We start from the raw sequence: 21914 nt of genomic DNA on the forward strand, positions 1-21914 counted from the left end.
TGAAGCCAGTGGCGGGGATCAAGCCGCTGCACGCTCAAACGGTCCCAACCCTACTCAGCCCAGCTTGGCTTGCGGCGTTCAAGGAAAGCGGTGAGGCCTTCCTTGCCTTCAACCGAGGCGCGACGACGAGCGATCGCCTTGGCGGTGTGCACCGCCAGCGCGTGATCGATATCCTTGCCGGCAACATCGTCCACCAAGGCCTTGGCATCGGCGACAGCGCCCGGCGCCGCGGCAAAGGCCAGCTTGGCCAGATGCTCTTCCATCCCGACCATCTCCTCCATGTCCTCCACAACGTATTGCGCCAGACCGATCTGATGGGCAAAGGCACCGTCAAACCCTTCCCCGGACGCAAACAGGGCCCGGGCCCAACGCGGACCGATCGCCCGAACCACAAAGGGTGAAATCGTGGCCGGGGTCAGCCCCAGGCGCACCTCGGAGAAGCGGATCGTGGCATCTTTCATCACCACGCCGACATCACACGCGGCCAGCAGTCCGGCACCACCGCCCATGGCCGCGCCATGCACCAGCGCGATCGTCAGCTGAGGCAGGTCGTAGAGACGTTTGAGCATGGTGGCCAATGCCATCGCATCCTCTTCATTATCGCTTTCTGTGTAGTGCGCGGCGGCTTTCATCCATTCCAGATCCGCGCCGGCGGAAAAGCTCTTGCCAGCCCCGCGCAGGATCACCACACGAACCCCGTCTGCATTGGCCCGCAGGGTCTCAAACACATCCGACAAGGCCGAGATAACCTCCGCATTGAACGCATTGTGTTTGTCCGGACGGTTCAGCATCACCACCGCCACGCCGGCCGGGCTCACGTCCAGCGTAACCGGGGCCTTTTGATCGAACGACGCATCAGCCATGGGAGTGTCTCCTCGAAATGACGGCACAAAGCCTGACCTGTGTGTCTGATTTAGACCGGTATTGCGATCATAAAAAGAGGCCGCTCGCACAACACACGAACGGCCTCTGGGTGAAGTGCCTCGGGAGCACTTGTTGATCGAGCACGATCTCGCGCGACTAGTCGTCGCCGCGGAAAATCAGGCTCTTGAGCAGGAAGAGGATGATCAGGCCAAGGAAATAGCCCAGCGCGATCGCTCCCAGGAACAGGTAGTAGATTGTGTCGGTGAACATGGCACCGAACTCGGCCGCGTTGAAGCTGGCCATGTCGCCGCCTGAGCGCACAATCGGCATCACCTGGTCCACAATCACATGGATGATCACGGCGACCACGGTGAAAATAAGGATGGCGCTGAATTCGCGCATCAACAGGGCAAGAACGAGCGCGATCACGCCCATCTGAATGCCCAGATGCATCCAGTTCACCGCTGCGGTGCCATAGGACGCATGAGCCAGCAGACCCGGCTCGAAGAAGGTGTAGACAGGCATCAAGAATACCAGAATCTGATCAATAAATTCCATCTTTCGCGGCCCCTTCCGCAGATATGACAAACACGCGCAACCCCTCGGCACGTGCGATTGGTGAGCACGGTGTTAACAAATCGCAAGCTTGAAAAGAGACTTCTCCTCTCAGGCGAGTTTTTGTTAACGCCTTACGACAACGCGCTTGATCGCGAACAGAACAGAAATCGCGATCGCATACCCTGCAAACAAAAGCCCCACATATCGCCAGTATCCCAGTCGGGTCACATCCGGCAGACGCAAGGGTCCGACTTCGGCAAAGACGGGAGACAGAATGTCCAGCCCGATGTGAGCCGCCACTGCACCAGCGACGATGATGAAAATACGCGGCCATTGCGACATAATCATGGCTGCAATCACGGCAATAATGAGCCCCTGGGCCGCATTGACCTCAGCAAAGCCCTCACGTGCAAACACCAGCACGTCCTGAAAAAAGTCCGGCATGACGCCCCCTACCCCTCCGGTTCCCAACGACCGGATCCGCGGCGGAGTATGGTTAACGATTTCGTCCAAGTCACGGAAAACCTGTCAGGGTTTTCGCGTGAAACGGGATGCGTCCAGTGTCATTGGAGGGTGTCGACACCCAAGACAGGAATCATCACCTCATTGCGGCGAAACGGGGTCGGAATCCAAGGTGGATCATAACGGGCATACACAGCCTCACCCGCAGCCTGCAAACCGCGATCCGCCATGAAACGGCGCAATTCGGCCTCGTAATCACGGAACCGGTCTAGTCGGGCACCCCCGTTGAACCGGATGGCCACAATACGCTCGGCCGGCACTTCACGCAGGCTCACGCGAGGGTCCTGAGGGCGCGGCAGGGTGTCCATCGACCATTGCGGTGGCATCACGAACGCGACACGCCAGCGGTCCATTTCGGTCGTCTCGCCATCGATCACGGGTGTCTGGGTGACCGGCGTGGTCATGGCGATCTCCGTAGATCCACCACTCGCCGTCTGATTGCCACCAAAGATGTAACCCGCAAGCGGCCTGAACCCGGCATTGCCAGCGGCACCCATCTGGCCGCTCACATCGACTTCGGCCAGGATGCGCGCCTCATAGTCGCGGATCTCGATGGGTCCGTCGCGCAGGATCACACGATGCGGGGGCTCGTCCGCGGCCCTGGCCTCAGACACGGTCAGAAAAGCCAGTCCCAGCCCGATCCACAGGGAAATGATACGCAGCATGATGATCTCCTCTCATGCCGGTATCTACGCGTGAAACGCACAATTGGATTGGCGGGCGAATGTGCGCGCAGAGACCTTACATGCGGAACACACCGAACCGGGTGTCGAGAATCGGAGCGTTCAGCGCAGCGGACAGGGACAATCCCAAGACCCGGCGTGTATCCGCCGGCGCAATAATACCGTCATCCCACAGGCGCGCCGTGGAGAAATAGGGATTGCCCTCATCCTCATAACGCTCGCGAATCGGCGCCTTGAACGCCTCTTCATCCGCGTCCGACCAGGTCTCACCCTGGCGTTCCAGACCATCGCGCTTGACGGTCGCCAGAACAGACGCAGCCTGTTCTCCGCCCATCACGGAAATACGCGCATTGGGCCACATGAACAGGAAGTTGGGCGAATAGGCCCGGCCGCACATGCCGTAATTGCCTGCGCCATAGGACCCGCCGATGATGATCGTGAATTTGGGACCGGCATAGGTCGAAACGGCTGTGACCAGCTTGGCCCCGTCCTTCGCGATTCCGCCGGACTCGTATTTTGAACCCACCATGAAACCGGTAATATTCTGCAAGAAAACCAGCGGGATTTTGCGCTGGGCGCACAATTCGATGAAGTGGGCGCCTTTCTGGGCACTCTCGGAAAACAGAATGCCATTATTGGCGATGATGCCCACCGGCATGCCGAAAATCCGGGCAAACCCGGTCACCAGGGTCTCGCCATAGAGTTTCTTGAATTCATCGAATTCAGACCCGTCCACCAGGCGCGCAATCACTTCGCGCACATCATAGGGCGCACGGATATCTGCCGGCACGACCCCGTTGAGCTCGGAGGGCGCAAAAGCCGGATCCCGGGGTTCAGCCATGGCCAGCGGATTGGTCTTGACGGTATTGAGATTGGCCACCGCCCGACGCGCCAGTTGGAGGGCATGCTCATCATTGGCCGCATAGTGATCTGCCACGCCGGAGATACGGGCATGCACATCGGCGCCCCCCAGATCCTCGGCGGAGATTTCCTCGCCGGTCGCAGCTTTCACCAGCGGCGGTCCGCCCAGGAAAATCGTTCCCTGCTTGCGTACGATAATGGTCTCGTCCGACATCGCTGGAACATAGGCACCGCCCGCCGTGCACGAGCCCATGACCACGGCGATCTGGGCAATGCCGCGGGCTGACATATTGGCCTGATTGTAGAAAATCCGGCCGAAATGCTCACGATCGGGAAACACCTCAGCCTGGTGAGGCAGATTCGCCCCGCCACTATCGACCAGATAGACACAGGGCAGGTTGTTCTGCATGGCGATTTCCTGCGCCCGCAGATGCTTTTTCACCGTCAGCGGATAATAGGCACCGCCCTTGATGGTGGGATCATTGCAGACCACCATCACCTCGCGTCCCTCGACACGACCGATGCCCGCGATCACACCCGCGCCATGAACATTGCCCTCATACATGCCATTGGCCGCAAGAGCCCCGATTTCCAGAAACGGTGTACCCGGATCCAGCAGGCGCTCTACCCGGTCGCGCGGCAGAAGCTTGCCCCGAGAGAGGTGTTTTTCACGGGCCCGCTCCGATCCGCCCAGCGCGGCCTCGGCCGTCTTGCCATTGAGCTCGTCGATCAGAGCCTCCATGGCCTCGGCATTCAGGCGGAAAGAGTCCGACGACGTGTCCAGGGCAGAAGCAAGTTGTGTCATGAATAACCCGGTTTCGGAAAAGTTTTGACTAAGATCGTGTGTTCGACGTGGTGATTAACCCGCCAAAGGCCGCAATGGCAATCATGCTTGCAGAGGAAGACCGGTCTTCGCGACCTCGTCACCAGGTTTTTTCTCATCAATCTGCATCCGTTTTCCATTCCCCACGCATCTCACAAGCAAATGAGCCCCAAGACCGCCCGTTGATAGCCCATACCCTCCAGGGTGGTCCGGCCGGCTCCCGCCCCTCACCCCGGGAGTCGGCCAAAACTTTTGTGAAAAACCCTCCATTTTGTGGAGATCGGAATAATTTAAGGATGGACTTTAATCCCTCGTTCATGCGGGATGAGGAGGTTGTGTGAGAGTTTGACACGAAGGCCAATCACCGAAGCAGGGGACGCATCGGATGACCTTAAAGGGACTGTCAGCGCGTGTTCTTGTTATCGGCGGTTTATCCGCGCCCTTGTTGTGCGCGGTATGTCACGCTGATTCCGACGACCTTCTCGCTCCACCACCTGCGCCGGTCGACTCTCGCGCCGCACTTGTCCAGGCCGAGGATACGTCCCCACCAGACAGCGTGAGTTTTCGCTGGGTGGATTGGGAGCCGGAAACCCCTGTTCTCCAGATCGCCGAACAATCCCTGACTGACACCCCTTCTGAACTGGCGGTGATGGGGGGCCAGCTGGACGTCTATCCGTTTGGCAGCGACACAGTCTTCCTGACGGCTGGCGCCGTCGCCCTGAGCGAACAAGATCTGGAGTCCTGGACACGGGCAACCGCGCTTCCAGGCACACCTCTCGATGTTCACTCCGAAGATGTCGATATTGATCCACAGCATGTGCGCTGGGCCCGCTATTTCGGGGCCGGAGTGAATGTCCGCGATGGCGAGAACTGGTCCCTCACCTTGCAGGGCGGCGCCTATTTCAAGGACGAACAGGGCAGTATCGATTCCCAGACCCTGCAGATGGACAATCTAGACCGGATCAATTCAGACGCGGTCGGTGACCGACAGGCCCGTCACGTCAAGCCCGTTGGCCATCTGGTGATGCGCTGGCAGTTCTGACGTTAACAACACCCGCCCGGTCCGGGACGCACAGACGCGCAAATCCCCTTCAAGACAACCCCGTTTGGTTCTAGATTGTGGATCCATCCGCAAGACCGAGCCCCATGCCCATCAATCTTTCCTTCCTGCCCTTTCTCAATCGGGTCGACACCAATGTTCTCAAAGCTGTTGAGGATGAGGTGGAGTGGTTCTGCCTGCCCGCAGGACAAGTCTTGTTCAATGAAGGTGATGACGCTGATGCCTTCTATCTGGTGCGCTCCGGCGCGCTCGCCGCATTTCGTCAGGGTGCGCTGGGCCGTCCCGATCTGATTGGCTATATCCGGGCCGGTGAGCCGGTCGGCGAAATGTCGCTACTCGATGAAACCCCGCACTCGGCAAGCGTCTATGCCCTGCGAGACAGCGAACTGGTCCGGCTGCCCAAAGCCAGTTTTGATCGGCTGACACGTAAGCATGCCAGCCTGATGCGTGAACTGGCCCGAATGATGCTCGCCCGCTTGCGCGGCCATAATCGCCATACCGGTGCCGAACCGCGGGTGTTTGCGCTCATCTCGACCTCGCCGACCATTGATCTGGATTATCGAGCCGGCGCCCTCAAGGCCGCCCTGGAAACGATGGGGCTGAGCTGTGCCATCGGGTCGGAAGACTGTGCCGACTGGTCAGGCCAAAAACTCGATGCCCTGGAAGAAGGCCATGACATTGTTCTGCTGACAGCCCGCATGGCGGATCCGGGGTGGGCGCGCCGGGCTATGGGACGCGCCGATCGCATGTGGCTGTTTGCGCGTGCCGATGCGCGCCCTTCCTTCCCGCTCCTGCCAGATGATCCCTCTCCGGCCGCCAAACTCAAACTGCTTGATGTGGTGCTCTTGCATTTTGGCGGCGTGGGCCGGGCCTCACGCCCACAGGAATGGACCGATGCCGCCGAGGCCAGCCGCCTGTTCCACTGGCGCCAGGACCACGAGGCCGAAGACGCCGCACGTCTCGCGCGAACCCTAGCCGGCCGCTCGATCGGACTGGTTGTGTCAGGCGGCGGCGCCCGGGCCTACGCCCATCTCGGCGCAATCCGGGCCCTGCGTGAAGCCGGTATCCCGATCGATTTCCTGGGTGGCACCTCGATGGGCGCCATTATCGCCGCCGGCATCGGCATGGGTTGGAGCGATGATGAGTTGCAGAACCGCATCCACAAGGCGTTTGTGGCCTCCAATCCACTGGATGACTGGACACTGCCGGTGATCTCGCTCTCGCGCGGGCGCAAGGTCCACAAACGCTTGGTCGAGAATTTCGGCGAGGTTGATATTGCCGATCTGGAACGCCCGTTTTTCTGCCTCTCTTCCAATCTGTCGACTGGTCGTCCACACGTTCACCGCAGCGGCCTGTTGCGCGAAGCGCTCAGAGCCAGCATCGCCATTCCGGGCATTTTGCCGCCGGTTATTGATGGTGAGAATGTGCTGGTGGATGGTGCCGTGTTCACCAATTTCCCGGCTTCGGAAATGCGCTCCTTTCACCGCGGCGCCATTGTCGGCATCGATGTGTCGCGTCACAAGGGGCTCAATGTCGATGATTTCGTGAACCCGCCCGATTTCTTCGGCTGGGTCCGCAAGAAGGGCATCCACACCCTGCCGCCCATCACATCCTTGCTGATGCGGGCCGCCACGCTGGGTGTTGCCGACAGTACGGATCGCAGCCGCAATGCGGCCGATCTTCTGGTTCTGCCAGATACGGACATTGATATGAGGGATTGGGAAAGCTTCAAACCGGCGATCGAGGCCGGCTATGACGCGATGCGCCAATCCCTTGAGGCGGCCACACCGGATTTGCGCAAACGTCTGGGACTGGCCGGGCACTGAGCCCGGCCCTGCCCGATTACAGACCTTCGTTGAACAGCTCGCGGCCGATCAGCCAGCGACGGATCTCTGACGTGCCCGCGCCAATCTCGTAGAGCTTGGCATCGCGCAAAAGGCGTCCGGTCGGGTATTCATTGATATAGCCATTCCCACCCAGCAGCTGGATGGCATCAAGAGCCAGCTTGGTGGCCGCTTCCGCAGCGTAAAGAATGGCGCCCGCAGCATCCTTGCGGGTCGTCTGGCCGCGATCACAGGCCTTGGCCACGGCATAGACATAGGCCCGGGCCGCATTCATCGTGACATACATATCGGCCAGCTTGCCCTGGACCAGCTGGAACTCACCGATGGAACGACCGAACTGTTTGCGCTCCTGGATATAGGGACGCACCACATCGAGGCAGGACTGCATAATGCCCACCGGACCAGCAGACAGGACAGCGCGCTCATAATCGAGGCCTGACATGAGGACTTTCACACCCTCGTTCAGCGGCCCCATCACATTCTCTTCCGGCACTTCACAGTCTTCAAAGACCAGCTCACCCGTCTCTGATCCGCGCATGCCCAGCTTGTCGAGCTTCTGGGCGACGGAGAAACCGGCGAAACCCTTCTCAATCAAAAACGCGCTGATTCCTTTGGAGGCCGCCTCAGGCTCGGTCTTGGCGTAGACGATCAGCGTATCCGCGGACGGCGCATTGGTGATCCACATCTTCGAACCATTGAGCACGTAACGATCGCCGCGCTTGTCGGCCCGCAGGCGCATGGAGACAACGTCCGACCCGGCACCGGGCTCTGACATCGCCAGCGACCCCACATGCTCACCGGTCATGAGCTTGGGCAGATAGCGCGCCTTTTGCTCGGCCGTGCCCCAGCGTCGCAGCTGGTTCACACACAGGTTCGAGTGGGCACCGTAGGACAGGCCGACAGAGGCCGAAGCGCGGGAGATTTCCTCCATCGCTACAACGTGTTCCAGATATCCCAGGCCGGAACCGCCATCCTCTTCCTCGACGGTGATGCCGAGCAGGCCAAGCTCACCCATTTTCTGCCAGAGATCGGCAGGAAACTCGTCGCTCTGATCGATCTCGGCCGCACGCGGCGCGATCTCGTCTGCAGCAAAGGAACGGACGGTGTCGCGGATCATGTCCGCGGTTTCACCGAGGTCGAAATCAAGAGAGGGGTATTCGTTCGCAATCATGTGGCGCGATGTATCACGCGCTCGACAGGCGTCAAGCGCCCGAACGCCAGATCACAGAAAATTATGCCCGCCGAAATCTGAAATGCGGTGGATTATTTTTTCTTTGAACCCAGCATGGAGAGCAATTGCCACCCCGAACCGATCACCAGGAACAGTCCCACCAGCGCGCAGATCACGCCGAAGGTCAAAGGCCGCTCGGCCACGATATGCGCCCAGTCCTGCACCACCGTGTAGGCGCCATAGCCCCCGGTCGCCAGGCCCAGCACAAGCACGACCACGAAACTCCACAAGCCCTCATAAGGATCGGATGCGACATGTTTTTCGGGAATGATCTGATAGGGGTCATCACCGCCGGTCAGATCGGCCGGCGTGAAACTGTCCAGCTCCACCTCGTCCGTGCGTTCCGACTCGTAGAGGGGATCGGGATCAACACCTGCATCGGCGGGATCGGGACGATGAGGATTTTCGATTTCGCCATTCATCCCGTCATCGGCCGCTTCAGCGACAAACTCATCCACCGATGGCGGCGGGGTCGAATCGGCAGACATGTCGAAGATCTGGTTGGCGGGAATACTCTCAGTGGCGACATCCACGTCTGAGTGTGTATCCGCGTCTGTGGCTGTCGCCGGACCCGGTTCGCCCGCGATATCGGGCTCTTCTGTGGTCTCCGGCTCTTCCGCCACCTCGGTTTCACCCACAGTCGGAACATCGACATCATCGAATTCCGCCTCAGCCTTGTCACTCTCGACCAGGATCTCAGGCATTTGATCCGGCGCGACCTCGGGGGTCACCTCTTCAGACACCGTCTCCACAGCCACTCTATTCTCAGCCGCTGTATTCGCAGGAGTTTCGTCTGTCTGCGGCTCCACAGGTGTGGGCTCAGCCCGCTCCCAGCCGGCGAACATCTCACCAACTAGAGCAAAGCCCAGCGTCACACCTTCCGGCAGATTGCGGTTGTTGGCCTGGACCTGTGCATAATGCTCGGGCGCCGTTTCCGTGGGCGCCTGCTCGATCTGGCGCGACATGCGCGCGATCACGGCAGCAGCGACATCATCGCGCGCCGGGCGGCCAGGCAGTGGCGTGTCGGGCTGCGCCGCGTCTTCAAGCGCGTTGTCGGTAAGATCGGCGCTTTCTGAGATCTCTTCGTCGGGTGTTTCCTCTACAGGGGGAAGCGGCATTTCGGTCAGAGCGTCAGTCAGAGCCTGTCCGGCGGGTGTGGCGTCTGTTTCGGTATCGTCGCTAGCATCGCTGTCGGCAGCATCTTCAACGGCGGCAGCATCTTCAACGGCGGCGACATCCTCGGAAACAGCCTCCTCGACGACTGTCTCGTCTGCGCCCCCTTCGTTCACTTCATCCGTGGCCACCGCGTCAGCTGTGACTTCAGAGACCGGATCAGCGATTATCGTTTCATCGGTGACGTCAACAGGTTCAGCGGTATCGTCCGCTTCAGATGTTGCGGTGTCGCCGATCACGGCATCGTCGGCCTCAGCCACCACGCTGGGCTCAGCCTCGATGACGGGCTCAACATCTGTCCCGGGGACCGAATCCTCATCCTCAGCGATAACCGGGTCGGCGTCGACCTCGGCTGTTTCTTCGATCTCACCTGCTTCACTCTCACTGGCGAGATCTTCGACCACGTCGACGTCCGTCGGCTGGTCTTCCGGCGAGATTTCGGCCTCTGCGACATCCTCCTGCGTGGGCGTATCGTCCAGGCTTGGCACCACCGGCGCGACGAGTTCGACAGTCTCCGGCTCGCTCTGTTCCAGAATCCGCGCATCAAGCCCGGCCTGGGCCATGGCGATCATGCGGGCGATTTCGTTTTCCGCGCGTCCCGGATGAGACTCACGCGGCGCGGCCGGCGGCGGAGGGGGCGGTAATTCCGCGATCGGCGGAGTAGCGGGCGGGGTGTCCTCATCTGCCGTTTCGGCAAGCGATGCCACCGGTTCCGCATCCGCCATCGCCAGTTCAGCGACGGGCGGCGCTTCCATCAACGCCGTGTCAGGCTGGTCATCCGCCAGTTCGCGGACGGCGGCCTCAAGGGGCGCCAAGGCCTCTTCTGCAGGCTCGGGATGCTCTACCTTAATGACGAGTTCGACACTCTCATCCTCGGCCTCAGCCTCATCCATCGTCTGAACCTGATCCGTCGCCATCTCGGCCCCCGCCGAAACGGTCTCGGTTTCAACCAGTTCGGCTTCGCCTTCGACAATCTCGACCGGCGCGGCCGCCCTCGGCCCTTTCAGGAACAACTGACTTTCCGCCTCATGACGGGCCGACGCGCTGTCAGCCCAGCTGGCTATGGCTTCACCGGCTGCCGAAGCCCGGCCCTCAAACAGAAAGCGTGCCACATCGGAACGGGCAAAGGCGTCCACCCCGATTCCGTGAACAAAGCTGACCAGGGCATCACGCTGAGCGTCTGTCAGCGGAATGGATGCGACTTCATCAATCGCCGCCTCGGCCTGCATCACATCATAAATCAGCAGGAGGGAGGCCTCATCGCGTGAGACCCGCACGCCTTCGCGCGCAGCCTTGCGGTGGCCAAAACCAACAACCCAATGCCCTTCGGCATGGATCTGGGCAAGCTCGTGGAAAGGCTCGTATGCCTCAATCAATTCCCGGGCGGCCGGCGAGGATTTCAGTCGCGCTTTCATCGTGTTCCGTTTCGAGACGGCGGTCTGGTCCAGACCCTGGCAGTGCAAATCTCACACCGCTTCCGCCCTCGCCTTACTCTACTCAGTTCACAAGACCCAGCCTACTCAGCCAGTTCGGTATAGACATCCGTATCATTGAGCGCGGTAAACGGAGCGAAAAACCCGCCACCACTGCCCCCGCCCACAAGATAGATCCCGTCGCCCAGCACCGCGGCTGCCGCTTCGGTCCGCGGCGCCAGCAAAGTGCCGACACGCTCCCACACTGCACGCTCGCCATCATAGGCCCAGTGCGTATCGAGCGTGGTCTCGTTATCGCTGCCACGACCACCCATTAGGTGCAGACGCCCCTCGAACGACGCGGCGCTGGCACCCACCACGGCTTCGGGAAGATCAGGCCCTGAACGCCATTCCCCCGATTGCGGAGAGAAGACATCCGTGCGCCGGGTCACGTCTCCGCCTGTCATTCCGCCCATCACCCAGAGCTCACCAGCAAAGACCACCGATACGGCGCCCGGGCGGATCACACCGGCTGGCAGGGTTTCGCTCGACCAGCTCGTCTCGACCGGATCGAACACATAGAGGGTTTCATCATCCCGCTGCCCGCCAATCGCGTAGAGGCGTTCATTGAGGCTAATCAGATCAAAATCGACCCGGGGACCCGGCAAGGCGGCCTCGCTCTGCCAGATACCGTCCTCCGGCGACCAGGACCACATCGAAGCGGAGGGCGAGGTCGGCGCGCTATAGGCCTGTCGGGCCTGACCGTAAGGCTGAAACCCCGTCTCGTCCGGAGAATATCCTCCGCCAGCATAGCCGCCAGCGACATAGATGCGGCCCTCGATGGCCGCCATGCCAAACTGTTCCAGCCCCACTGGCAGGGACAATTCCGGGATCCAGTCGTCATAGTCCGGATCGTACTGATCAAATTCAACATGGGGTGTGGTCAGACCTGAGCCACCCGCAGCGTAGAGCTTGCCATCCAGAACGGCGACACCCAGCCCGGCGCGACCCTCTTCAAGCCGCCCGGCGGCGTTCCACCCCGGCTCGAAGGTCCCGGCCCCGTCCACTTGCAAAGCCGACGCCGAAGCGGCCAGCCCGAGGGACAGGATCACAGACAACATCCCAGTACGCACCATCTCAATCACCATCTTCCAAGACCCCGTGTGATATTCCATCACAACAGGACCCAAGTCGCCAGCCCCAAGAACGCCACGAATCCGATAACGTCAGTCACGGTCGTGACAAAAACCGACGAGGCCACAGCGGGGTCAGCACCGGCGCGCTGCAACCCCAGCGGGATGAGAATGCCAGACAGCCCCGCACAGGCGAGATTGACGACCATGGCCAGGGCAATCACCCCCGCCAGCTCAAGGGACTGGAACCAGATAATCGTCACAACAGCCATGACGACGGCAAAGAGAAGGCCATTCAGTGTCCCCGTGGCCAGTTCGCGCCAGACCACGCGGGAGGCATTGGCGGAGGTCAGATCGCGCGCTGCCAGCGCACGCACCGCAACCGCCAGCGATTGTGTGCCCGCATTGCCGCCCATCGACGCCACAATCGGCATCAGAACCGCCAGTGCCACGATCTGCTCGATTGACCCCTCAAAGAGCGCAATAAAACCGGAGGCCAGCACAGCCGTGGCCAGATTGAGCAAGAGCCAGGGCGCGCGCGCGCGTGTCGCACTCATGACCGTATCGGCGAGGCTGGCCTCGTTCACACCGGCCAGAGCGAGCAGGTCTTCCTCATTCTCCTCGCTGATCACGTCGACCATGTCGTCAATGGTCAGCATGCCGCTCAGGCGTCCCGCCTCGTCGACCACCGGCGCGGACACAAGATGGTATTTCTGGAACAGATAGGCCACCTCTTCCTGATCGGTTTCCGGCGCCACCTTGATGCGCGGTGTCAGCATGAGCTCGGTTAGTTCAGTGTCACGCTGGGCGCTCAACAGCAAACAGACCGGTATCTCTCCCACCGGCCGGAAGCCGGCATCCACCACAAACAGGTCGTGAAACTTGTCAGGCAGTTCCGCCTCGGTCCGCCGCATGTGATCGAGCGCATGCCCCACCGTCCAGAAATCGGGTGCGGCGACAAATTCGCGCTGCATGAGGCGGCCGGCCGTCTCGTCGTCGAAGGCCAGGCTGCTCTCGACCGCCTCGCGCTCCTGATCAGGCATTTCCGCCAGAACCGCTGCACGGACGTCCGCATCAAGTTCTTCAATGACCTCGGTCGCATCATCACTGTCCAGGTCAACGATCGCCGCCGCCAGGTGGGATGGATCGAGATGCTCCATCACGCCTTCGCGGGTTTCTGGCTCCAGCTCGGCGAGAACATCCCCGGTCAGAACATCAGGGACCAGCTCGGCAATGCGTTCCTGCTGCCCCGAGGATAGCTGTTCGAGCACATCGGCAATATCGGCTTCGTGCAGCGGCGCCAGACGACGGCGGATACGGTCGACATCCGACTGGCCAATGGCCTCCTTCAGCCCGGAGACATATTCCGGGTCCAGATCGGCCTGGGCCGGCGCTTCTTCAAGGAGTTCTTCTTCAAAAGCGTCATCGCTCATGTCGGCCTCCTTGCCTTGCACCTGCGGGATCTCATTGGGTCTGGATTCGTGGCTTTCTTCTAGCCATCTCAGAAGGGCTCGACAATCACATTGACCTGTTTTCTCTGCCGGTTAGTGTCACACGCCAGTGGGGGGCGAGCCATGTCAGGCTTTGATGTATTTTTGCACGATCCGGCCTTGCGACCTGTTCTGTGGGGACTGGGCGCGGGCTTCGGTGCGACCCTTCTGGGTTTGCTCGTCTTTGGCCTTGTCCAGGCCGACCCGGCTGCCCCGGGACAGCGCAGCCTGAAACCGGGCGCCCTGCTTGCCGGTGCGTTCACCAGTCTCAATCAATGCAAGGGACAACTCGCCGGGCTGCTGATCGTCATCACCGGTTTGACCACAGGGATCACCACGCTCGACCTGATGGGCCTGCCCGGCATGAGCATCGGCTTGATGATCTGTGCCGCCGCCCTGGTGTTTCTCGGTCACCGTGCGCTGCTGAAGCACGCCACGCGCCGCATGGGACATGTCATGCCATCAAGCGGCATGTGGCTGGTCCTGGTGACCAATCTTCTGCTTGGCCTGATCATTCTGGTGGTTGCGGGCTTTCTGGCCGCCCTGGCGCTGCTGGCCTATACCGTGCTCAACAGCCTCATAGACGCGCCCGGATCGATCAGTGCGGTCCTGGCCTTTCTCGTGGCGACCATTCTTGTTTTGCTGAGCCCACTCGCGGCGCGCATGAGCTTTGCCTTTCCCGCGATCAGCATCGGGTTTCGCTACGGGCTTGGCACGGCCGCCAGCAAGTCCGCCGGGCTGGGCGTGAGTCTCGCCAGCGCCTTGTGGATCACCGCACTGGTTTCACATGCGCTTATTTTTGGCGTCAGCCTGGGACTGCAGGAGTTGATCTGGACTGTGCTGGGCTATCCCACACCCGAGGCTGATCTGACCGGTTTTTCACCCAACTATCCCTCACCGTCCGAGACCGCCTTCTGGGTGGATGTTGTGTTCTTCACCCTACCGACCGAACTGCTGAACAATCTCTACATCCTGATCAGCGTCGCCGTCCTGTCCACCGCCTATGAGCGGCGCCTGCTCGATGATCCCGGTCTCAGCGCGGTCTTCGGCGACGCCCCTGACGCTCCGGGGGATGCGGACGCCACACATGCCTAGATCACGCAGTGCACACTCACGCCCCCGCCTTGTTCCCCTGATCGCTCTGTGTGTGAGCGCGTGCTCTGCCATTGCGCCCGTTTCGCCTGCTTCTCCTGTTTCACCTGAGGTAAACCCGATGTCTGACCGCCCGGAGGTTTCCGAATACATGAGCGAACCGGCGGTGCTGGTTTTTTCACAAACCCTGGGCTGGCGACACAATGAAGGCATTGCCGGCGCCGATCTCTTTTTTGCCGAACTGGCCACGGATCGCGGGTATGGCCTGTTCACCACCGCACAGCCCGGGGTCTTCAATGCGCAGGATCTCGCCCGCTTCGATGTCATCGTGTTCAATAATGTCTCGGGAGAGGTGCTGTCGGCCCAGCAACGCCAGGCGTTTGAAGACTGGATGGCTGATGGCGGCGCCTGGATCGGCCTGCATGGTGCCGGTGATGCCTCGATCGCCAGCTGGACCTGGTATCAGGACAATCTGATCGGCACGCGCTTTCTCGGCCATATCATGGCCCCGCAATTCCAGACAGCGCGCGTGGTGACACTGAGCGGCACTCATCCGGTGATGCAGGATGTCCCTGCGCAATGGGAGCACCGGGATGAATGGTATTCCTTTGATCGTGTGCCCGACATGGAGGGGTTGGTCCTGCTGGCCGGTCTGGACGAAACCAGTTATTCGCCACGCAACACCGTGGTCACGGACTGGCCGGAAGATCTGGCCATGAGCGATGATCCGACGCAGCACCCGATCATCTGGGGGCGCTGCACCCCTCACTATCGCGCCGTCTATTCCGCGCTCGGGCACGGTTTTGAGACCTATCGCGACCCGATCTACAGACAGATACTGGGCCAGGCCTTCGACTGGGTCCGGACGAACCGGACCCAGCCAGATACGGACTGTCCGGACTAGTCGCGGACCGGCGCGCCGTTTTCAAAGGCATTCCAGACATCGGCCCGCCAGTTCGGGTCCGGACGCTCGGCCCGCACTTCGAACACCATGCGGTCCATCATCGCCTCGCCATGACGATCCGTGGCGGTGATGGTGGCGACATAGACACCCTCGTCCAGATCCGTCGGCAGCAAAGCGCGCCATAGATGGATATTGCGATCTGCGACCGAGCCTTGCGGCTGCGGTACCATGGGTGACCCGCCCCGGCGGCTATAGGGCTGATAGCCTTGCGTATTGGGCGTGCCTGACCGGCTCTCGATGGCATAACGTGCGACCACCAACTGACGTTGGGTGGCAAACGGATCCGCATAGGCGGCGCCGATCCGTGCGGCCTCGCCCTCGGCCTCCTGGGTGCGCACCATCTCGATGACCTCGCCCGTATTGAGCGTCAGGCTCACCTCAGTTGCACTGTCGGCCATGAAGATATTGGCTGTGATATAGCTCTGGGCCGCCAGGTCTTGCGGTGTGAGGATTTTCACATCCGGCAGATCGTACAGGCTCACCGGCGGCACCGGATCACGCTCGGCGCGTGGTTCACGGCGCCAGGCATTGATGGCATCAAACCAGGCGCGGAAGTCCGGTGTATTGACCGACAGCCACATGGCGCGTTCACGACCCATGTTCGCGGCATGGAATTGCTCGCGGAAATCCCCGGTCTCGTCGAAATTCAGCTCGACCCAGCCTCGCGGTGCGCCCAGACGCCCCAGCGACATCGGCGTGCCATGCACATCCAGGTCACCATTGTACCAGCCTCCCGACACGGCACCGGCCACGATGTGGCGGAAGGGCAAGGCCTCCACATTCACCGCCTCGGTCCAGGCATCAAACCGGTCGCCCGGCGCCAGGTTTTCCAGCGTATGGGTATGACCGGACAAAGACAGCGCATGACGGTCTTCGACCAGCGCATAGAGCTCGGTCACATTATCGGTCTGGTGCGCGGTTGTGGTCTGGTCGACATAGGACACAAACGGAATGTGATGGGCGAAGACAAAGGTGTGGTCCTCATCGGTCAAGGCATTGAGCGCCTCGACAAAGGCCATCTGATTGTCAGTGATCCGCGCATTGTAACGCTTGCGCTCATCCTCCAGGCAGAATTCACGACCCGGCATCTGCGCGTCATCTCCCGCACACGGATAGACGACATTGTCCAGGATCACGAACGTCACCTGGCCCATCTCGAAGGCGTAATAATTGGGGCCATAGAGATTGCGCCAGCTATCGGCACTGTCGGCATCACTGTCGGCGTCGAAATCGAAATCATGATTGCCATGCACCCACCACTGGGTGGCACCGACCGTGCCCCAGATCTCGGAGAGACGCGGGATCAGGCCCAGATCATCACCGACGACATCACCCACAGCCACCAGGCAATCCACAGCGCCCTCGCCCCGGTCAATCATGTCATCGACCGAGCTGTCGCGCATGAAGGAGACTTCGGTATGCGTATAGGTCTGTACATCACCCAGCACGCCGCAGGTAAACGTATCCCCGATCTCGCTCTCGATGATCGGGAAATTGATCGCGGCCGGCAGGGCGCCCGTCGGGGCCAGTCCGCCAAAACGCAAGGGTTTCGGGCTGCCTTCCGGTTTGTGCTCATAGGCAAATTGCGGCACCCAGTGCGCATTGGTCGGCACACGCCAGCCCGACGGCTGGATCACAAAGACCGACATGTCATCACGCACCGGCAGGGCATAGGCGCCCGACGCATCCGTGCGCACGATCTCGCGGCCATTGGAGACCATGACACCGCTTACACCGGCTTCTTCGGCCTGACGGACACCATCGCGATTGATATCGTTGAAGACATGGCCGGTCACGCTGTCGCGCGCCACACCCTCATCGCTGGCCGCTATGACCTCGATATCCGCGATGTAAGGGGTTTGCTGGGCCTCGGCAGAGGCGAGGAAGACGGCAGGGCCAAGCAGCGCTGCGCAGACGTACATGCCGGAACGGGTCATCGGGCCGGATCCTTATCACAAGTGGAAGGTATGTGGGCCCTGAGCTAGCAGGATCACGTGACAGGTCTGCGAAATGGGGGACAAACAGCGGGGGAAAGCGGACAAAGAAAAAGCCCCGCCAGGCGGGGCTTGTCTCGTCAGTCAGCTCTCAAGCTGGACCTTCTTGGTGCGGTCGAGAAGACTCGAACTTCCACGGGTTTTACCCCACAGCGACCTCAACGCTGCGCGTCTACCAATTCCGCCACGACCGCACGTGAAGGAGGCGCGGAGATAACAGCTCGGTTCTCACTTGTGAAGGGGATTTCTCAGAGCTTTATGCAGTCAATCAGGCTGCGGCGAAGAATTCATTGGCATCGGCGGCTTCCGTGATCGAAATTGCGATACGATCGCCCTGAATGATCACTTCCCCGCGCGCAATCGGGTGGTTATTGGCCAGAATCCACACCTGGTCATCCTCGCCCGAATCGAGGGGAATCACGGCACCCCGGCCCATGCGCAGGAATTGCTGAATCGGCATTTTTGACCGTCCCAGAAGGACGGCAATTTCGATTTCAACAGCACCGAGCTGACTCACACGCTTCTCCTGAACTTGCCGTGGCGGATATGACACCCGATGTTTGACCCATTCGGTTTCTTGAAGGTTAAGGCGGGCGGATATGTCATTAACAGATTCGAAGACGGCCACGCACGACGCGCGCACAGGCCTGCCGCCCGTTGACTGGTGCGTCTCGCCGGAGCGCGTGCCCTATGAACCCGCGCTCGCCTTCATGGAAGACCGGGTGGCGCAGATCCAGGCCGGCACTGCGGGCGAAATGGTCTGGCTGCTCGAACACCCTCCCCTTTACACCGCCGGCACCAGTTCCAAGCCGGAAGATCTGCTGATGCCCGATCGCTTCCCGGTTTATGAGGCCGGACGCGGCGGCGAATACACCTATCACGGGCCCGGCCAGCGCGTGGCTTATATCATGCTGGACCTGACCCGGCGCGGCCGCGATGTGCGCAAATTTGTGACCCATATGGAGAACTGGCTGATCGCCACGGCCGCCCAGTTCGGCGTGGAGGCGGGTCAGCGCGAGGGCCGAGTGGGCGTGTGGGTCGATCGCGGCCAGGGGCGCGAAGACAAGATCGCGGCCATTGGTGTGCGTCTGCGCCGCTGGGTGTCCTTCCACGGCATATCCTTCAATGTCGCCCCGGACCTGGACCATTTCCGGGGCATCACACCGTGCGGCATCGATAATCCACTCTATGGCGTGACCAGTCTGGAAGACCTGGGCAAGCCTGTCTCGATGACAGATTTCGACGCGGCCCTGCACCTGGCCTTTACAGATATATTCGGGGCGGTCCGCGCCTGCGAACCGCCCCGTTTTCAAGACCGGTAATCCAAAAACCCTCGAGCGCTTACGCCTCGGGTTTCTTCTCGTCTTCGCTGTCACTGGCCGAAGCGTCTTCCGCTGGAGCGTCTTCCGCTGGAGCCTCTTCCGTTGGAACCTCTTCAGCCGGAGTGTCTTCAGCCGGAGTGTCCTCAGCCGGAGCCTCTTCAGCCGGAGTGTCCTCAGCCGGAGTGTCCTCAGCCGGAGCCTCTTCAGCAGGTGTCTCTTCTGCCGCTGGCGGATAGAGAGGCGTTTGCGCGGTTGCGGCCGTATCAACAGTGCCGCCCGCGCTGCGCATGGTCGCAAACCACACAGCAAACAGAGCGATGACAGCCCAGAAGGCGATGTAAGACGGCAGCGCCGCAGCGGCCAGCATGGTTTCAGCCGCCTCCGGATTGGAGACCATCCATTCCTCGAAACCCGACTGGAAGCCCGGATCATTCACGCTCTCGCTGAACTCCTGCATGTCCGAGGTATCGATGCCATTCTCCTCGGCGAATTCAAGCATCAGATTCCAGCTGCCAAGGCCAAAACCGACCGCCGAACCGATACCCTTGACAACAATGGCCAGGATAACCGGCAGGAAGGCCAGACCCATGCCACGCGAGGCATGGCGGCGGCGATTGGCAAACAGGCAGAAGGTCACATACCAGACCAGGGCCATGCCCAGCAGCGCCACGGAACCATCGAGCAGGGTGATGCGGAAATAGTCCAGCACAGCCAGCAGGATCAGACCCAGCACAAACGCGGCCGTCGACGCACGCAGGCTGGGAACAAACAGAACGAGCGGATTCATCATTTCCCCCAGAAAAAACCCAAGATGTGTCTTATGGACCGAGGCCTATTCGAATTCCAGCATCAATTCGTCTGCAGCCACCGATTGTGACGGCTCGATCCTAATCGCCTTCACCGTGCCATCCTTCTCGGCGCGGATGACGTTTTCCATTTTCATGGCTTCCATCACCAGCAACGCCTCTCCGGCCTTCACATCCTGGCCGACCTCGACATCCACCGAGACAATAAGGCCTGGCATCGGGCTGATAACCAGCTTGCTAGTATCGGCCTTTTCCTTTTCCGGAAGGCGCGCGAAAAGATCCGCAGCCTTGGCCGAACACACCCGTGCGGTCGCCTGATAACCGCGATGGCGCATCTGGAAACCGTCCTCGCCCGGCTTGCTGCCAATACAGAACTCAACCCCGTCGAGCGCGCCATCAAACAGGAATTGTCCCGGACGCCAGCTCGTATCGAGTGTCAGATGATCGGCATTGAGCGAGGGGACCCAGATCCGCGCGGAACCTTCCTCATGCATCTCGATCTCCACCTCGAACCGGCGACCATCGAGCAGAACCGACCATTCCCGCGTGGTCTCTGCACTGAGCGGGGAAATGCGCCCGGACACATGTTCGGCCCGGCGGGTCAGGACTTCTTGCATATAGGCCGACGCGGCCGCCATCTGCAGTAATTGATCCTCGCGCGGGGCTGTGCCGGCAAAACCGTCGGGGAAGTGTTCCCCGATATAGCCTGTATGAATACGGCCGGAGCGGAAATCCGCCTCTTCCAGCACGGCGGACAGGAAGGGCGCATTCGATTGCAGCCCCTCGATATACAAACGGTCGAGCGCAGCATTGAGTGTGTCGATCGCGATTTCGCGGGTCTCGCCATACCCGATCACCTTGGCGATCATCGGATCATAGAACAGCGAGATCTCGTCACCCTCGCGCACGCCGCTATCAATGCGCAACTCGCCCGCGCCCAAAGCGCCCGGAGCGGCCATTTCATAGCGTTTGAGGCGACCGATGGAGGGCAGGAAGGAACGATAGGGATCTTCGGCATACAGGCGGGCTTCCACGGCCCAGCCCTTAATGCCCACATCACGCTGCGCCACGTCGAGCGGCAAACCGGCTGCCGAGCGGATCATCTGTTCCACCAGGTCGAGACCACAGGTCAGTTCGGTGACCGGGTGTTCCACCTGCAGGCGGGTATTCATCTCCAGGAAGTAGAAATTCTTGTCCTTGTCGACAATAAATTCCACCGTCCCGGCGCTGTCATAGTCCACTGCGGCCGCCAGGGCGACAGCCTGGGCACCCATCGCATCGCGGGTTTTGGCGTCCAGGAAGGGCGATGGCGCCTCTTCGAGAACTTTCTGATTGCGGCGCTGGACCGAACATTCGCGCTCATTGAGATGGATCACATGTCCATGCTTGTCGCCCAGGACCTGGATCTCGATATGACGCGGTTCCTCGACAAATTTCTCGATCAGGATGCGGTCATCGCCAAAGGCCGACTTGGCCTCGTTCCGCGCGGCAACAAATCCCTCGCGCACCTCGTCTTCGGACCGGGCAATGCGCATGCCCTTGCCGCCGCCGCCGGCAGACGCCTTGAGCATGACGGGATATCCGATCGCCTTGGCCGCCGCGAGCGCGGTGTCGACATCGCTGATCTCGCCATCGGCACCGGGAATGGTGGACACGCCCGACTTGGCCGCCAATTGCTTGGAGCGGATCTTGTCGCCCATCGCCTCGATGGCTTTCACATTCGGTCCGATCCAACCGATGCCGGCCTTTTCCAGGGCCGCCGGGAAAGACGGGTTTTCCGACAGGAAACCAAAACCGGGATGCACGGCCTGGGCGCCGGTTTCACGACAGGCATCGAGAATCTTGTCGAGCTGGAGATAGCTTTCACCCGGAGCTGGAGGACCGATAAACACGGCCTCATCCGCCATTTCTACGGCCAAGCTGTCAGCATCCGCCTCGGAATACACCGCGACCGTCTGGATCCCCAGGCGCTGGCAGGTCTTGATCACGCGGACTGCAATCTCGCCCCGGTTGGCGATCAGGATTTTCTCGAACATTCAATTGCTCCCCAAGGCCGCCGGTTCTCTACCGGTCCGATTTGCG

Annotated in this window: 18 protein-coding genes and 1 tRNA gene; 5 read left to right on the forward strand and 14 right to left on the reverse strand. The window is 60.9% G+C overall.

Annotation, left to right across the window (positions count from 1 at the left end; all coding sequences use genetic code 11):
- Window positions 1-50: 50 nt before the first annotated feature.
- From RMQ97_RS08730 to RMQ97_RS08750, 5 genes are all read right to left on the reverse strand, one after another.
- Window positions 51-863 carry an enoyl-CoA hydratase-related protein gene (locus RMQ97_RS08730; RefSeq protein ID WP_413660483.1) on the reverse strand — a complete coding sequence of 271 codons (813 nt, stop codon included), beginning with the start codon at window positions 861-863 and terminating at the stop codon, window positions 51-53.
- A 157-nt stretch (window positions 864-1020) separates the two neighbouring features.
- The gene (locus RMQ97_RS08735; protein ID WP_413660484.1) at window positions 1021-1422 is read right to left on the reverse strand and encodes a hypothetical protein; all 402 of its coding nucleotides are present in this window, start codon (window positions 1420-1422) and stop codon (window positions 1021-1023) included.
- Between the two features lie 123 nt (window positions 1423-1545).
- Entirely contained in the window at window positions 1546-1866 is a 321-nt protein-coding gene (locus RMQ97_RS08740; RefSeq protein WP_413660485.1) for a hypothetical protein, read from the reverse strand.
- A 119-nt stretch (window positions 1867-1985) separates the two neighbouring features.
- Window positions 1986-2609 carry an SOUL family heme-binding protein gene (locus RMQ97_RS08745; protein WP_413660486.1) on the reverse strand — a complete coding sequence of 208 codons (624 nt, stop codon included), beginning with the start codon at window positions 2607-2609 and terminating at the stop codon, window positions 1986-1988.
- Window positions 2610-2685: 76 nt separating this feature from the next.
- Complete coding sequence (locus tag RMQ97_RS08750; RefSeq protein ID WP_413660487.1) at window positions 2686-4293, reverse strand: carboxyl transferase domain-containing protein; 1608 nt, start codon at window positions 4291-4293, stop codon at window positions 2686-2688.
- Window positions 4294-4867: 574 nt separating this feature from the next.
- Between RMQ97_RS08750 and RMQ97_RS08755 the strand changes: the two genes are divergently transcribed.
- Window positions 4868-5353, forward strand: coding sequence for a hypothetical protein (locus tag RMQ97_RS08755; RefSeq protein ID WP_413660488.1), 486 nt, complete (start codon window positions 4868-4870; stop codon window positions 5351-5353).
- A gap of 104 nt (window positions 5354-5457) precedes the next feature.
- Window positions 5458-7197, forward strand: a complete 1740-nt coding sequence (locus tag RMQ97_RS08760) for a patatin-like phospholipase family protein (RefSeq protein WP_413660489.1) — start codon at window positions 5458-5460, stop codon at window positions 7195-7197.
- Window positions 7198-7213: 16 nt separating this feature from the next.
- On the opposite strand, the gene RMQ97_RS08765 is transcribed toward RMQ97_RS08760, so the two are convergent.
- The 4 genes from RMQ97_RS08765 to mgtE all read right to left on the reverse strand — a co-directional run bounded on the left by RMQ97_RS08765 (window position 7214) and on the right by mgtE (window position 13597).
- Window positions 7214-8386 carry an isovaleryl-CoA dehydrogenase gene (locus RMQ97_RS08765; protein WP_413660490.1) on the reverse strand — a complete coding sequence of 391 codons (1173 nt, stop codon included), beginning with the start codon at window positions 8384-8386 and terminating at the stop codon, window positions 7214-7216.
- Between the two features lie 92 nt (window positions 8387-8478).
- On the reverse strand, window positions 8479-11034 hold the full coding sequence (locus RMQ97_RS08770) for a glycoside hydrolase family protein (protein ID WP_413660491.1): 2556 nt from the start codon (window positions 11032-11034) through the stop codon (window positions 8479-8481).
- 101 nt (window positions 11035-11135) lie between these two features.
- On the reverse strand, window positions 11136-12167 hold the full coding sequence (locus tag RMQ97_RS08775) for a Kelch repeat-containing protein (protein ID WP_413660492.1): 1032 nt from the start codon (window positions 12165-12167) through the stop codon (window positions 11136-11138).
- Between the two features lie 38 nt (window positions 12168-12205).
- Complete coding sequence (gene mgtE, locus RMQ97_RS08780; RefSeq protein WP_413660493.1) at window positions 12206-13597, reverse strand: magnesium transporter; 1392 nt, start codon at window positions 13595-13597, stop codon at window positions 12206-12208.
- A gap of 141 nt (window positions 13598-13738) precedes the next feature.
- Here mgtE and RMQ97_RS08785 point away from each other — a divergent pair, with 141 nt between their 5' ends.
- Both RMQ97_RS08785 and RMQ97_RS08790 read left to right on the forward strand, forming a co-directional pair.
- On the forward strand, window positions 13739-14749 hold the full coding sequence (locus tag RMQ97_RS08785; RefSeq protein ID WP_413660494.1) for a hypothetical protein: 1011 nt from the start codon (window positions 13739-13741) through the stop codon (window positions 14747-14749).
- A 118-nt stretch (window positions 14750-14867) separates the two neighbouring features.
- Window positions 14868-15650 (forward strand): ThuA domain-containing protein, encoded by a 783-nt coding sequence (locus RMQ97_RS08790; RefSeq protein WP_413660495.1) that lies wholly within the window; start codon window positions 14868-14870, stop codon window positions 15648-15650.
- Here the strand turns inward: RMQ97_RS08790 and RMQ97_RS08795 are convergent.
- From RMQ97_RS08795 to RMQ97_RS08805, 3 genes are all read right to left on the reverse strand, one after another.
- The gene (locus tag RMQ97_RS08795; RefSeq protein WP_413660496.1) at window positions 15647-17647 is read right to left on the reverse strand and encodes a calcineurin-like phosphoesterase C-terminal domain-containing protein; all 2001 of its coding nucleotides are present in this window, start codon (window positions 17645-17647) and stop codon (window positions 15647-15649) included. The two genes, RMQ97_RS08790 and RMQ97_RS08795, sit on opposite strands and share 4 nt — an antisense overlap.
- 164 nt (window positions 17648-17811) lie before the next feature.
- Window positions 17812-17898, reverse strand: a tRNA-Leu gene (locus tag RMQ97_RS08800).
- A 74-nt stretch (window positions 17899-17972) separates the two neighbouring features.
- Entirely contained in the window at window positions 17973-18221 is a 249-nt protein-coding gene (locus RMQ97_RS08805) for a FliM/FliN family flagellar motor switch protein (protein ID WP_413660497.1), read from the reverse strand.
- Between the two features lie 82 nt (window positions 18222-18303).
- Here RMQ97_RS08805 and lipB point away from each other — a divergent pair, with 82 nt between their 5' ends.
- Window positions 18304-19026, forward strand: a complete 723-nt coding sequence (lipB, locus tag RMQ97_RS08810; RefSeq protein ID WP_413660498.1) for a lipoyl(octanoyl) transferase LipB — start codon at window positions 18304-18306, stop codon at window positions 19024-19026.
- A 19-nt stretch (window positions 19027-19045) separates the two neighbouring features.
- Here lipB and RMQ97_RS08815 read toward each other — a convergent pair whose 3' ends face one another.
- Together RMQ97_RS08815 and RMQ97_RS08820 are read right to left on the reverse strand one after the other, a co-directional pair.
- Window positions 19046-19813 (reverse strand): hypothetical protein, encoded by a 768-nt coding sequence (locus tag RMQ97_RS08815; protein WP_413660499.1) that lies wholly within the window; start codon window positions 19811-19813, stop codon window positions 19046-19048.
- A gap of 45 nt (window positions 19814-19858) precedes the next feature.
- A complete protein-coding gene (locus tag RMQ97_RS08820) occupies window positions 19859-21868 on the reverse strand; it encodes an acetyl-CoA carboxylase biotin carboxylase subunit (RefSeq protein ID WP_413660500.1) in 2010 nt (669 codons plus the stop codon).
- Between the last annotated feature and the right edge of the window lie 46 nt (window positions 21869-21914).

Origin of the sequence: Maricaulis sp. D1M11 (assembly GCF_047308265.1) — a bacterium.
In the GTDB taxonomy this organism is placed as follows: Bacteria; Pseudomonadota; Alphaproteobacteria; order Caulobacterales; family Maricaulaceae; genus Maricaulis.

Excerpts from the sequence above, each read along its gene's own strand:
- lipB (WP_413660498.1), top strand. The coding sequence starts at position 18,304 with ATGTCATTAACAGATTCGAAGACGGCCACGCACGACGCGCGCACAGGC.
- RMQ97_RS08775 (WP_413660492.1), bottom strand. The coding sequence starts at position 12,167 with ATGGTGCGTACTGGGATGTTGTCTGTGATCCTGTCCCTCGGGCTGGCC.
- RMQ97_RS08750 (WP_413660487.1), bottom strand. The coding sequence starts at position 4,293 with ATGACACAACTTGCTTCTGCCCTGGACACGTCGTCGGACTCTTTCCGC.
- RMQ97_RS08795 (WP_413660496.1), bottom strand. The coding sequence starts at position 17,647 with ATGACCCGTTCCGGCATGTACGTCTGCGCAGCGCTGCTTGGCCCTGCC.
- RMQ97_RS08815 (WP_413660499.1), bottom strand. The coding sequence starts at position 19,813 with ATGAATCCGCTCGTTCTGTTTGTTCCCAGCCTGCGTGCGTCGACGGCC.
- RMQ97_RS08770 (WP_413660491.1), bottom strand. The coding sequence starts at position 11,034 with ATGAAAGCGCGACTGAAATCCTCGCCGGCCGCCCGGGAATTGATTGAG.
- RMQ97_RS08785 (WP_413660494.1), top strand. The coding sequence starts at position 13,739 with ATGTCAGGCTTTGATGTATTTTTGCACGATCCGGCCTTGCGACCTGTT.
- RMQ97_RS08790 (WP_413660495.1), top strand. The coding sequence starts at position 14,868 with ATGTCTGACCGCCCGGAGGTTTCCGAATACATGAGCGAACCGGCGGTG.
- RMQ97_RS08820 (WP_413660500.1), bottom strand. The coding sequence starts at position 21,868 with ATGTTCGAGAAAATCCTGATCGCCAACCGGGGCGAGATTGCAGTCCGC.
- RMQ97_RS08730 (WP_413660483.1), bottom strand. The coding sequence starts at position 863 with ATGGCTGATGCGTCGTTCGATCAAAAGGCCCCGGTTACGCTGGACGTG.
- mgtE (WP_413660493.1), bottom strand. The coding sequence starts at position 13,597 with ATGAGCGATGACGCTTTTGAAGAAGAACTCCTTGAAGAAGCGCCGGCC.
- RMQ97_RS08760 (WP_413660489.1), top strand. The coding sequence starts at position 5,458 with ATGCCCATCAATCTTTCCTTCCTGCCCTTTCTCAATCGGGTCGACACC.
- RMQ97_RS08745 (WP_413660486.1), bottom strand. The coding sequence starts at position 2,609 with ATGCTGCGTATCATTTCCCTGTGGATCGGGCTGGGACTGGCTTTTCTG.
- RMQ97_RS08735 (WP_413660484.1), bottom strand. The coding sequence starts at position 1,422 with ATGGAATTTATTGATCAGATTCTGGTATTCTTGATGCCTGTCTACACC.
- RMQ97_RS08765 (WP_413660490.1), bottom strand. The coding sequence starts at position 8,386 with ATGATTGCGAACGAATACCCCTCTCTTGATTTCGACCTCGGTGAAACC.
- RMQ97_RS08740 (WP_413660485.1), bottom strand. The coding sequence starts at position 1,866 with ATGCCGGACTTTTTTCAGGACGTGCTGGTGTTTGCACGTGAGGGCTTT.